Annotated in this window: 10 protein-coding genes; 3 read left to right on the plus strand and 7 right to left on the minus strand. The window is 63.8% G+C overall.

Annotated elements, in window-relative coordinates:
* Positions 1 to 39: 39 nt before the first annotated feature.
* The gene (locus tag FEM54_RS11575) at positions 40 to 348 is read left to right on the plus strand and encodes a hypothetical protein (protein WP_017136605.1); all 309 of its coding nucleotides are present in this window, start codon (positions 40 to 42) and stop codon (positions 346 to 348) included.
* Here FEM54_RS11575 and FEM54_RS11580 read toward each other — a convergent pair.
* From FEM54_RS11580 to FEM54_RS11595, 4 genes are read right to left on the minus strand one after another with little or no spacing between them, the layout of a single operon-like run.
* The gene (locus FEM54_RS11580; protein WP_017136606.1) at positions 324 to 839 is read right to left on the minus strand and encodes a GNAT family N-acetyltransferase; all 516 of its coding nucleotides are present in this window, start codon (positions 837 to 839) and stop codon (positions 324 to 326) included. The two genes, FEM54_RS11575 and FEM54_RS11580, sit on opposite strands and share 25 nt — an antisense overlap.
* 15 nt (positions 840 to 854) lie before the next feature.
* Positions 855 to 2,951 (minus strand): site-2 protease family protein, encoded by a 2,097-nt coding sequence (locus FEM54_RS11585; RefSeq protein ID WP_017136607.1) that lies wholly within the window; start codon positions 2,949 to 2,951, stop codon positions 855 to 857.
* Positions 2,951 to 4,270, minus strand: coding sequence for an efflux RND transporter periplasmic adaptor subunit (locus tag FEM54_RS11590; protein ID WP_017136608.1), 1,320 nt, complete (start codon positions 4,268 to 4,270; stop codon positions 2,951 to 2,953). The genes FEM54_RS11585 and FEM54_RS11590 overlap by 1 nt, the downstream gene beginning before the upstream one ends.
* A complete protein-coding gene (locus FEM54_RS11595; protein ID WP_026013662.1) occupies positions 4,267 to 5,040 on the minus strand; it encodes an efflux RND transporter periplasmic adaptor subunit in 774 nt (257 codons plus the stop codon). Before FEM54_RS11595 ends, FEM54_RS11590 begins: the two co-directional genes overlap by 4 nt.
* 164 nt (positions 5,041 to 5,204) lie before the next feature.
* On the opposite strand from FEM54_RS11595, the gene FEM54_RS11600 reads away from it, so the two are divergent.
* Together FEM54_RS11600 and FEM54_RS11605 are read left to right on the plus strand one after the other, a co-directional pair.
* Complete coding sequence (locus FEM54_RS11600; RefSeq protein WP_138450949.1) at positions 5,205 to 7,361, plus strand: PA5441 family protein; 2,157 nt, start codon at positions 5,205 to 5,207, stop codon at positions 7,359 to 7,361.
* The gene (locus FEM54_RS11605) at positions 7,358 to 8,062 is read left to right on the plus strand and encodes a DUF3142 domain-containing protein (protein WP_138450950.1); all 705 of its coding nucleotides are present in this window, start codon (positions 7,358 to 7,360) and stop codon (positions 8,060 to 8,062) included. The genes FEM54_RS11600 and FEM54_RS11605 overlap by 4 nt, the downstream gene beginning before the upstream one ends.
* Before the next feature lie 116 nt (positions 8,063 to 8,178).
* Here the strand turns inward: FEM54_RS11605 and FEM54_RS11610 are convergent, their stop codons facing one another.
* Genes FEM54_RS11610 through FEM54_RS11620 form a run of 3 tightly spaced genes read right to left on the minus strand, consistent with a single transcriptional unit; the run spans position 8,179 to position 12,236 of the window.
* Positions 8,179 to 9,630: an efflux transporter outer membrane subunit gene (locus FEM54_RS11610; protein ID WP_138450954.1), complete on the minus strand. Its 1,452-nt coding sequence runs from the start codon at positions 9,628 to 9,630 to the stop codon at positions 8,179 to 8,181.
* The gene (locus FEM54_RS11615) at positions 9,627 to 10,685 is read right to left on the minus strand and encodes an HlyD family secretion protein (protein WP_138450956.1); all 1,059 of its coding nucleotides are present in this window, start codon (positions 10,683 to 10,685) and stop codon (positions 9,627 to 9,629) included. The genes FEM54_RS11610 and FEM54_RS11615 overlap by 4 nt, the downstream gene beginning before the upstream one ends.
* Before the next feature lie 15 nt (positions 10,686 to 10,700).
* On the minus strand, positions 10,701 to 12,236 hold the full coding sequence (locus FEM54_RS11620) for an MFS transporter (RefSeq protein WP_138450958.1): 1,536 nt from the start codon (positions 12,234 to 12,236) through the stop codon (positions 10,701 to 10,703).
* Positions 12,237 to 12,480 lie beyond the last annotated feature (244 nt).

Here is a 12,480-nt window from a genome sequence, read left to right on the forward strand (position 1 = left end):
GGGCTCCTGCGTCCCGGCACTTCTGACGCGGAGCCTGTTATGTTGAACCTGGTCACTCCGGAACATTTCCGGCCATTGCTCAATCGCACCAGTGTGCTGTACTTGCCGGATGGTTCGGCGCTGCCGATTCAGGTCCAAAGCCTGACCGATGCGCCCAAAGCCAGCCTGCCGGGCAGCCCGCGCGGAGCCTTCAGGGTGTTGCTCGAAAGCCTTGCGCCTACCACGTTTGTCGACGGTTTATGCCGCTTGCCACTGGAGGGCACCTGCCTGGAGCAGGTGTTTGTGTCCCGCGAACCAGCCATGGGCCGCGACGGCCAGCGTGGTTACTTCTGCATCGTGTTCAACTGAGACGGATACCACACCAACCGCTGCGCGGCGGGCGTGGCTTCCTCCACCCGAAACCCCAGCGCCAGGTAATGCTGGCGCGCATGGGGGTTGCTCGCCCAGACCACCGTCGTCACCGGGCACACCACTTGGGTGGCAGCCTGTTGCACGCCTTGCAGCACTGCACGGCCGAAGCCTTGGCCACGGGCCGCGGGGATAAAGGCCAGGTACAACACGCGGATTTCATTGGGACCAAAATCGGCACTCAACGCGCCGATAGGCGTGCCGAGTTTTTCGACCACGTAATGCAGGGCGCCAGGAAATTGTTCGTCCATGCCCTTCTCCTGTACGTGAAATTGCTGGGCAATCACTTCGTCCACCAGCGCCTGCTCGCCGTCGATCCACTGCAAATCCGCCCGCGCCGAGCGGTAGAGGCTGTGTAAAAACGGCCCGTCACTGCTGCGTGACGGGCGCACCTCCAAGCCCTGGGCCAAGGCACCATCCTTGTTCAACATTGCGCTGCACTCCTGTCAGAAACCGCTTTCCCTCACACCCAACGCCGCGGCGCGCCGCCAGGCTACACCCAGCACTGACTCGCTGCGCCCTTGCAACACCACCATGCCGCGCAACGGCTGATGCGGCGTGTCGATAGGCTGCAGGCTTTGCAATCGCGCACCGTACTGAGCCTGCACCGGCTCCGGGCGCTGGTTTTCATCGCGACGCACGGCAATCGGCCCGTGGTGGTCGGACGCCAGTGCCTCCTGGTCCAGGTAGGCCACGCCATTGGCGTCAATATCGGTCAACTCCACCGCGATCGCCGCATGCATCGGGTCATCAGCGATAAACCGCCCGGTCGCCCCCGGCGCCACCCGCCACAACTCGGCTTCGGCGAGGTAACCGCGCAGCCGTGCGCCGTCTTCCACCACTTGCGCCAATGGGTCTTTAGGCGACAACCAACGGCCCACGCTTAATTGCGGCAGCAGGTCGCGCACGGTGCCGGCATGTGGCGCGCGTAACAGCAGGCGTTCGCGCTGGGCAGCCAAACCCCGGTATTCGGCCAGCGCCTGGGACAGGCGCTGATCGTTGATCCCGGCATCCGCTGCGGTTTCGCTGCGCCCGGCCTGGCGGCGCATCTGCAACTGCAGGATGTCGACTTCGCGGCGCACGATGCTTTGCCGCGCGTCCAGGTCCGGTGACTCCAATTCGATCAACACCTGGCCCTGGCTTACCACCTGCCCGTCCACCACCGACAAGGCCTTGACCCGCGCGGCCACCGGCGCATGCAAGGCACTCGAGCGCCCCGCTTCGAGCATGGCCGGCAACTCCACAGCGCTGCGCCACGGCAGCACCAGCGCCAGCACGATCAACAGCAAAGCCAAGCCGCTGAGCAACACGCGTGGCGCGTGAGCCTGGCTGCGGCGGCTCCACCATTCGCGCCATTCCTTGAAGATCGGCAGGAAGATAAACCACACCAACTCCACCAGCATCAGGAAGATCCCGAGCAGCTTGAAGAACAGGTGATACACCGCCAGCGCAATTCCCAAAAACAGCGCCGCGCGCCACAGCCAGGCCAGGTAACCCCAACTCAACAGCCGCCGCTGCATCTTCGGCGACCAAGGCTCCGGCGCCGGTTCGCCGTAGCCGAACAGCCACTCACGCAGACGCCAACGGCACAGCGCAAAGGCACGGCCTTGCAGGTTGTCGACGCCCCACAAGTCACTGATCAAAAAGTAACCATCAAAGCGCATAAAGGGGTTGAGGTTGATCGCCAAGGTGGTCAGCCAGGTCGCGCTGGCCAGCATGAACGCCGCCGTGCGCGCCGGCCCGTCGGGCAGCAGCGACCAGGCCAGCAAGGCGATGCAGGCCAGCAGCAACTCGGCCATCACCCCGCCGGCGCCGATCATCAAGCGCGAGCGGCGGTCGTTGACCCGCCAGGCATCGCTCACGTCGGTGTAGAACATCGGCAGCAACACCATGAACGCCACGCCCATGCTTTGCACTCGGCAACCGGCGCGCTTGGCCATGAAGGCATGGCCGAATTCATGGCACAGTTTGGCAAAGAACAGCGCCACGCCGAACGCCAAGGCACCGCCGAGGCTGAACAGGTGCGGGAAGGTCGCCAGGAAGCGCTGCCAGTCACGCGCCACCAGAAACACGCCCAGGCCGAGGATGATCGGCAAGCCATAGCGCAACAAACCCGGCCCGAAACGCGCGAGCCACGGCCACGCTCGGTTGAGAAACGCGTCCGGGCGCCACAGCGGAATGCGAAAAAACAGGTACTGGTGCAGCGCTATCTGCCACAGGCTTTGCTTGCGGGCGGCGGCCTTGTAGAGGTAACTGTCGCGCTGCTGCGGGTCGAGGGCGGCGATCAGGTCGTGGGCGCGAAGGAAACTCAGCAGCTCCTCCAATTCACTGCCACCCAACGGCAAGCCCGGCTCACGGTTGGCCGCTTGCAGGACGCGTTCCGGGTCGCCCAGAGACCAGTGACGCAGCAGGCGAATGGCGGTGGCGCCGAGTTTGAAATAGCGCCCGCGCACCGGGTCGGCCAAGGTCCAGCGCGGCGAGCCGTCCAGGGCCGCGCCGGCGCTGGACAGTTGCAGGTCTTCACGCAGTTTGGGCAGGCTCATCAGAGGCCCACGCTCTGGCGCAGGCCCGCCAGCGGCCGGCGTAACAGGTACAGCGCCAGTGGCGCGCGGTCGCCATAGATCTTAGCCGTACCACGCAGGCCGATACGCGGCGGGGCTTCATCGAACTGCGCATCCAGGCGATAAGCCAACTGGCCGCCCGGCGAGGGCTGCGCTTCGTAGGCCGCCCGCTGCAGAGTCGCCAGGTGGCGTTGCAACGGGTCACTGTCGAGGAACAGCGCGACCTGCGCATTCGGCTCCAGGGCAATCGCATCGCCCACCGCCAATTCGATGCGCAACTCGGCTTGGGCCGGGTCTGCAATCTGCAGCAGGCGCTCGCCGGTCTGCACGGGTTTGCCGGTCCAGCGCTCGGCGTCGGCAAACACGGCGATGCCGTCGCGCTCGGCGCGTACTTCGCTGCGTTTGAGCAGTTCGCGGGCGTAATCACGTTCGGCGCGTTTTTGCTCGACCCGGGCCGCCAGCAGGTCAATGCGCGAGTTGGATTCAGCATCGGCAAAGGCACGTTGGGAATTGGCCTTGAGCTCGGCTTCGGCCACGCCCAAGGCGCGCGCCGCCACATCCGCCTGGGCGGTGAGCGTGGTGCTTTCAAAACGCAGCAGCAGGTCGCCGGTCTTCACCGTTTGGTTGGGCTTGACCAGAAACTCGGCGATCACCCCATCCAACGGCGCCGCCACCACTTGCCCGGCCAGTGGCACTACTTCAGCCGGCGCCAATACTGATTGGCGCACTGGAATCAGCAGCATCAGCAGCAACCCGATCACCACCAGCACTTGACGCTTGCGGGTCAGGCGCAACCGCCACGGCTGACGCGGTTGCAGCGCGTGCCAGGCGTGGCTATAGGTGTCGCCCAACTGCGCCAGCAAGACTTGCTCAGCCGGGCTCCACGGTGTATCACGCGCCAGCCACAGGCCGCCAAACACCCGGCCCTGCGGGTCGATCAACGGCAACCAGAACACATGCCCGGCGGACAGGCTTTGCCAATCGGCCTGTATCGCGCCGCTCAACTGTTCAGCCGGGACCATGCGTGCCGTCTGGCCCAGCGCCTGCTTGTGCAACTGCGCCACCGCTTGCTCGACGAACGCCACGAATGGCGCGTTCGGGTCGACGCTGCTCACCGCCGTCACCGCCTGCACTTTGCCAGCAATCAACAGCGCCGCATGCCGATAGCCAAACAGTGGCTGGCCGTCATTGACCAGGCTGTAGGCCAGTTGCTCGGTGGTGCGCGCCGCGCGGGTCTGGCGCTCCAGCTCCAGAAACTGCGCGAACACCCGCTCGAGGTGCCCCGGTATCGGTGCGTTCATTGCAATTGCGCAAAGTGAGCGGTGCCGCTCATGCCAGCCATCAAGCCAGATGCATTGGGCAAGGTGGCGACCAGCAACAGGGTTTGGCTACCCTCGTCAATGCGCGCGCCGAGGCGTTTAACCGTGGCACTGAACGCTTGGCCGGTTTCGTCAGGGGTGAAGTCGAAGGTCTGGCCGGGCTTGAGTTTACCCATCCAGCGCGACGGCACCAGCAGGTGAATTTCGAGGCTATGGTTGTCGACGATTTCCAGCAGTGGCGCCCCGGCCGACACGCTTTCATAACGCTGGACCTTGCGCTGCACCACTTGGCCATCAAACGGCGCCAGCACGCTGCAGCGCTTGACCTGCACTTGGTACACCTGCGACTGGGCCTGGGTTTCGGTGAGCTTGGCTTCGGCGCGAGCCACTTCAAAGCGCCCCACCGAATTAAGCGCCGCCAGTTGTTTGTTGTGAGCCAATTCCTCACCGGCCCCTCGGCTGGCGGCCTGGGCAGCATTCAACTGGGCCTGATAGGCGGAGCAATCGAAACGCGCCAGAGTCTCGCCCTTTTTGAACGACTCGCCTTCGCTGAACGGCAACTCGACGATTCGCCCGGACAACTCGCTGGCCAGCATCGCCTGGTCGCGAGCCCGTAACACACCGCGTGCTTCACTGCCGTTGCCGGCGGTTGCCGCCGGTGGGTGATCCAACAGCGGATCGTCCGCCGCCGCCAGTTGCGCCACGCCCATCAGACACGATATCCCTAACACCCAGCTCCGCAACTGCACCATACGTTTACAACTCCCTGATGATGCCGGGCAGTCTAGGGCAGCAAGATCAAATTGCCACTACCCCACAGCCGACAAATCTGAATTTATTGTAGGGGGCCGCCGACGTATTTGCAGGCGTGCGTTATTATTGCGTCCTTCAAAGGACTCAGGATCAAGGACACGTCATGCGCATCGGTTTTCTGTCACCACTGACCCTGGCATTGCTCGCCAGCCTTTCCTTCCAGGCCCAGGCCAGCGGCGATGACTCGTGCTACCCCGACTGGCGGGTCTCACGCGACAGCCTTGAAGGCTGCAGCAACCTGCCCTTCTTGAGCCCGGGCAATGACAGCCGGGTCAACCTGCGCCTGTTGCTGGCGGATAAACAGGTGGCACCGCTGACGCCCAATGCACTGGGCGAGACGGACCTGGAAGAAGGCTTCGGCCCGGTGCCGTTCCCGGTGTACCGCCTGACCCCGGTAGCCGACGCCGCCGATGAAAAAACCGACGTGGCACCTACGCCCAGCAAACTCGATGAGCTGCTTGCGCCGTTGGGCATTCAGCGTGAAGGCGACAAGGCGGCGGGTGACGCCTTCCTGACCGGCGAAGGCAGCCGTTGCCGCAGCAATGATGAAAGCAGTGCCACGGCGTTTATCAGCCAAGTGGTTAAAGCCGACGTGCCCGACGCGGAGCGCCAGCTGCTGGCCAAGGGACGTGTACAGATGCTCGGCGCCTGCACCTGGGACGGCGCAAGCCTGGGCGACCCGGAGCAGATCCAGTCCACCGCAGGCCGCGAGCTGCGCACTTACCTGCAAGCCGCCGGTGACTTCTACAGTGGCCGTTTCGCTGATGCGCAGCGCGGTTTTGTTGCCGCCGCCACCGGCAGCCTGCCGTGGGTCAAGGAAACGGCGTCCTACATGATCGCCCGCACCGAGTTGAACCAGGCCCAGGAAAACGCCTTCGACGAATACGGCATGCCGCAATTGGAGCATGTGGATAAATCGGTGCTGGCGAATGCCGACACCAGCTTCAACCTGTACCTGAAAACTTATCCACAGGGCGAATACGCTGTCTCTGCCCAGGGCCTGCTGCGCCGGGTGCATTGGCTGGCGGGCGATACCGACAAGCTGGCCAACGACCTGGCCGTGCAGTTGAGCGCCAAACAGCGCAATGTGTCGCTGGACGACCTGGTGCAGGAAGCCGACAACAAGCTGCTCAGTGCCACCCAAAAACCTTCGGCCACCCCACTGATGCTGGCCGTCAACGACTTGATGTGGATGCGCGCCGGCAACCCGCCGCAGCTGAGCCGCGCGGCCCTGGACGCGCAAAAGCCGGTGTTTGCCCAGGAGCCGGCGCTGTACGACTACGTACAAGCGGCGTTTGCCTTGTACGTCGAACATCAGCCCGATAACACTTTGAAGTTGCTGCCTCAGGACGTGCCCGCCAGCCTCGACTACTTCGCCTTCAGCCAGCAAACCCTGCGCGGCCTTGCCCTGGAAGCCAAGAAGGATTGGCAAGGTGCGCAAGCGCTGTGGCTGAAGCTGCTGCCCCTGGCCAAGCAACCTTTGCAGCGCGACCAGTTGGAACTGGCGCTGGCGATGAACTACGAGCGCAACGACCAACTGGCCAACGTGTTCGCCAGCGATTCGCCGATCAGCGCCAAACAGGTGCGCTACATCTTGCTGCGCAACATCGCAGGCCAGGAACTGCTACGCCAACAGATCACCCAGGCCAGCGACCCGGTGGAACGTGCCACCGCCCAGTTTGTGTTGCTGTACAAAGACCTGATGCGCGGCCAGTACGCCACCTTCGCCGACGACCTCAAGCAACTGCCGGCATCGGCGCCCGCCGACAAGCTCGGCACCAGCCTGGGCTATGTCTATGGCGATGGCCGCTCGCTGCAGTTGTTCCAGTGGAACGGTGATAAGGCGGAGTCCGGCTACGCCTGCCCGAGCATTGCGCAAATCGCCAGCACCCTGCAGGCCGATGGTAAAAACCCCAAGGGCTTGAACTGCCTGGGTGAGTTCATCCTGCGCAATAACCTCGATGGCATGCCACTGGACCAAGTGCGCGCCGCCGCCAGCCTGGGCAGCACCGCCTCGCTGTTCAAGGGCGAGACCTTCTCGCGGCTCGACGGTTACCGCCAGGTCATCGCCAACCCCAAGGCGCCGCACAACGACAAGGCCTACGCGCTGTTCCGTGCGATCAACTGCTATGCGCGGGCCGGTTATAACGGCTGCGGCGGTGTAGACGTGGATAAATCCGTGCGTAAAGGCTGGTTCCGCCAGCTCAAAACCGGGTTTGCCGACACCGAGTGGGCCCAGTCGCTGAAGTACTACTGGTGAAGCACCTGTGGCTAGGCTTGCTGCTCCTGGCAAGCCCGGCCTTTGCCGGCGTTGACGCTCGCGACTACGACGCCTTCTGGCTGTGGAGCGGGGTCACGCCGCAGCCGGTGCTCAAGCAAGCGAAAACCCTGTACATCCTCCAGGGCCAGATCAACTCCACGCGCCGTGCGCCGCAATTGGGTGTGCAGTTTATCGCCCAGAGCATCAGCGTACCGCGCATCACCCAGGGCGAGGTCTGGGTGGTGTACCGCGCCCACACCCTGCACTGGCCCGAGCGCGTCTACAGCCAACTGCTCGGCCAGGTGCAACGCTGGCGCGATGCGGGCAACCCGGTGGTCGGCATCCAGATCGATTTCGACGCCCGCACCCAATACCTGCACGAATACACCGGTTTTCTGCGCGACCTGCGCCAACGCCTGCCCGTTGAGATGAAGTTGAGCATCACGGGGCTTATGGATTGGAGCAGCAACGCCGACCCAGCCGCCATCGCCCAGCTCAAAGGCGTGGTCGATGAAGTGGTGGTACAGACCTACCAAGGGCGCCACAGCATCCCGGATTACGCGGCGTATTTGCCACGGATGAACCGGCTGGGGCTGCCGTTCAAGGTGGGGCTGATTCAGGGTGGCGTATGGGAAGAGCCGGGGTATTTGAAAGGGAGTGAATGGTTCAGGGGGTATGTGGTGTTTTTGCAGAACCCTTAAATCACGCAATATTCCATGTGGGAGCGGGCTTGCCCGCGATGAGGGTGCGTCAGTCAACATAACGTTGGCTGAACTACCGCTATCGCGGGCAAGCCCGCTCCCACAGTGGGTTATGTTCAGCCTGCCGGAATGGAGGCTGTCGCGGGGTAGACCGACTCCCAGCCACCGCCCAACGCCTTGTACAGCCCCACCATCGCCAGCGACACGCCGGTGGAGCTTTCTACCCACTGCTCCTGCGTGGCCAGCAGCGCGCTTTGCACGGTGAGGACGTTGACGAAATCCACCACGCCTTCGACGTACTGCTGTTGTGCGGTGCTCAACGCGATCTGGTTCTGGCGCACCGCTTCAGCGAGGCTGTCGCGGCGCAGTTGGCTGGCGTTGTAGCGGGTCAGTTGGTCATCGATCTCATGCCAGGCACGCAGTACGGTTTGCTGGTACGCCAGCGCCGCTTCCTGTTGCTGGGCTTCACGCAAATTCAACATGCCTTGCAGGCGCCCGCCACTGAACAGCGGCAGGCTGAACTGCGGGCCGAAGGCAAACGCGCGCGAGCCCCAGGAGCCGAAATCCGAGAGTTGCAGGGCCTGGGAGCCCAGGCTGCCGGACAAGGTGATACGCGGGTAAAAATCACCTTTTGCCACGCCGATACTGGCGGTGGCCGCATGCAGGCGCGCTTGCGCCTGGCGAATGTCGGGCCGGCGCTCGGCCAGTTCCGAGGGCAAGCCGATGGCGACCTGGCGCGGGGTTTGCGGCACGGCGACGTCCTTGGACAATTGCGCATGCAGCGCTTGCGGCGGCTCGCCCATCAGCAGGCTCAGGGCGTTGATCAGTTGGTCCTGACGCTGCTGCAAATCCGGTAAACGCGCTTCGATGGCGGCGACCTGGGCGGCAGCTTCGGCCACATCCAGGTCAGTGGCCACGCCGTCGGCCAGGCGCAGTTGCGAGAGTTTGAGGCTGTGGCGAGCGACCTCGAGGTTTTGCTCGGTGACAGCGCGCGTATTCTGCACGCCGCGCAGCTGGATGTAGTCCTGGGCGGTTTCGGCGAGTACCGACAGCAACACGGCGCGGCGGTCGTCTTCGGCGACTTGCAGGGTGGCGTCGGCGGCTTCGGTTTCGCGTTTGACGCGGCCCCAGAAGTCCAGCTCCCAGGCGGCGGAGAAGCCCATGTCCCATTGGTTGTAAGCAGATTGACCGTTGTTTTTGGACGGGTCGCTCAAGCCTTTGCCGCTGTTGCGCTGGCGCACGTAATCCCCGCTGGCGTTGACGTTGGGGTAACGCTCGGCGGTGGTTACCTGACGCACGGCGCGGCTTTGTTGCAGGCGGCTGCTGGCCAGTTTCAGGTCGAGGTTATCAGTGAGCGCACGACGCGTGAGGGCCGAGAGCTCTGCATCGTGGAACACGTCCCACCAACGCTCTTGCAAAGGGTCGGTCACCGCGTGGCTGGCCGCCTGACGGCCCTGGGGTTCGCGCCATTGGGTGACTTGCTGGCCTTGGGGCCGCTGGAAATCCGGGCCGACCGTGCAGGCGCTGAGGCTGATCAGGCTCAAGGTGAGCCAGGCAAATCGCTTCATTGCTGGGCCACCTCACGCGACTGCGCGACGGGCCGGGTGTCGACTGTGGCTTGCACCGACATGCCCACGCGCAGGCGTTCAATATGGGGCTGGTTCGGCTCCAGGATGATCTTCACCGGAATGCGCTGTACCACCTTGGTGAAGTTGCCGGTGGCGTTATCCGGCCTGACCGACGCAAAGGTCACGCCGGTGGCAGGCGCCAGGCTTTCCAGGTGGCCCTTGAGCAACTCGCCGTCGAGGCTGTCGACGCTGAGTTCTACGGCTTGGCCGGCATGCATATGCGACAGTTGCGTCTCCTGGAAATTGGCCACCACATAGGCCTGGGCCAACGGCACGACCGCGAGGATCTTGCTGCCCGGCGTCACATAGGCGCCGACCCGCACGGCACGTTCACCGACCATGCCGTCCACCGGCGCGACAATGCGCGTGTAGGACAGCTGATAACTGGCCATTTCCAACGCTGCCTGGGCGCGTTTTAGCCCACCTTCCGCTGCGTCTCGCTGGGCGGTGAGGATTTCCACTTGCTTGCGTTCGGCCGCCAGTACGGCCGTGGCTTTGGCCAGGTTTGCCGTTGCCTGGTCGATGCGCGTCTTGGCTTGCTGGGCGTTCTGCACGGTGCCTGCGCCCACGCCGGCGAGGTGGTTGTAGCGGTTCAGTTCGTGCTCGGCGAACGCCACTTCGGCACGGTCGGCCGCGACGGTGGCCTGAGCCTGGGCGATCACCGAGCTTTGGCGCTCCAGGGTCGCGGTGGCGTTCTTCAGCTGGGCCTGGGCGACCAAGGTGTCGGCGTCGGCGGCCTGGGCGGCAGCACGAAAATCGCGGTCGTCGATCAACGCCAGCAATTGGCCGGCCTTGACCCGCTGGTTGTCTTCCACCAGCACTTCCTTGATAAAACCGGCCACGCGCGGCGCCACCAGCGTGAAGTCGGCGGCGACGAAGGCGTCATTGGTGGTCTGGCGCTGGTTACCCAGCACGCCCGGCGCAACCAGATAAACCAGGACGCCGACGGCAAACACAGCGATAACGGAGACGGCAATTTTGTCTTTGCGTTTCATGAGAAGTCCTTGAGGCTAGGTCGGTGCGCGAGGCGGAAAGATCCGCGTGGGCATCCAGAAAATCAGCAGGATCAACGCCACCGCGACACCGGCCATGACGTAATAGAGGTCCGAAGAAGTCAGCACCACGGCCTGCTGGTGCAGGCGCTGGGCAAGGCCCGGCGCGTCGCCGTCGGCCAGGGGCGAGTTGCCCAGGTGGTCCACCAGCATGGTCGAATGGAAGTGCTCACGCTGGGTGGTCAGCGTGTCCAGCACGGCCGTGGCGATGACCGCAGCGAGGCCTTTGACGGTGTTGAACCAGGCCGAGGCGAACGGCCCGTCCATCGGCTGGATGCTGCCGGTAGAGAGCATCAGCAACGGCAATACGGCCATGGGCTGCCCGAAAATCTGCAGCAGGTACCAGCCATAAAAATCGTCGCGTATCCACGCCGAGGTGAGGTGCGAGCTGCCGATGCAGCACAGCACCAGCATGCTCAAGCCAATGCCCAGCACCCAGCGGCAGTCGACCCAACGCAGGTTGCACAGCGCCGCCACCAGCGGCAGCGCAATCAATTGCGGCAACGCCATCAACAGCATTACCGGCGCGGTTTGCAGTGGCCGGTAACCCTGCACCTGGGCGAGAAAACTCGACGGAATGATGATCACCGAGGTCAGTACCATCAGCACACCCGCCAGTACGATCAGGGCGAACGCCAGGTTGCGCAGGCCGAGCATCTGCAACTTGAAAAACGGCACGGGGTGCGACCATTCATTGAGCATGAACAGCACCAGCAATACGCCGCCGCCGATCAGCAAAAAGGTGACCAGGCCGGATTCGAACCAGTCCAGGCGATTGCCCTGCAACAGGCCGATCACCAGCATGCAGATCGCCGGAAAACCCAGCAGCAGGCCGCGCCAGTTGAACTGCTTGAAGCGCTCCAGGCGCAGCGGGTCTTGCGGCAAGCCGTAAGCCACCGCGGCCATCGCCAGCAGGCACGGCCCGACGATTTGCCAGAACGCCCATTGCCAGCCGACGTATTCGGTCCACAACGCCGCCAGCGGCGTGCCCAGGCTCGGGCCGAAGGTGGCGGTGAGTGCGTAACCGGCCAGGCCGTAGAGCTTGACGTGGGCCGGCAGGAAACGCAGCGCCACCGTCATCAGCATCGGCGGCAATGCGCCGCCGGCCAGGCCTTGCACGGTTCGCAGCACCAGCAGGCTTTCGTAGTTCGGCGCAAACGGGCACAGGATGCCCAGCAAGGTAAACAGGCCGATGGCGCACAGGGTGAAGCGGCGCAGCGAAAACGTCACCGAACACCACGGCGCAAAGGCCATGGCCGCCACGGAGGTGGCCGTGTAGGCCGCAACCAGCCAGGTGCCTTCGTCAAAACCAATGAACAGTGCACCGCGAATATCGGCGAGGGCTACCTTGGTAACCATCTCGTTGAGACCAGAGACCAGCACCGCCAACAACACGCCGACCAGGCCGATGATGATGCGCGGGCCGAACACAGGTGGGCTCAGGGCGGTAGGTTTGGCTGCAGCCTGGAGAGCGGGGGCAGCGAGGGATGTCATGAACGCGCAACTCGGAATTAGAAATACCCGAGCAGTTTAAGGGGGCGCATACATGACAAAAAAGTTACTTGTTGGAAGCTTATAAGTGCGCCAGACGCAATCCTCATGGGGTTAGGGGCAACTGCCCTGTTGTGGCGAGCAGGCTTGCCCTGCGTTGGGCTGCGAAGCAGCCCCAGTAAAGGCACTGCAGTTTTTCCTGAAAGTACTCAGCGTCTGGGTTTGGGGCCGCTTCGCAGCCCAACGC

It is taken from the genome of Pseudomonas edaphica, from assembly GCF_005863185.1.
Taxonomy (GTDB): domain Bacteria; phylum Pseudomonadota; class Gammaproteobacteria; order Pseudomonadales; family Pseudomonadaceae; genus Aquipseudomonas; species Aquipseudomonas edaphica.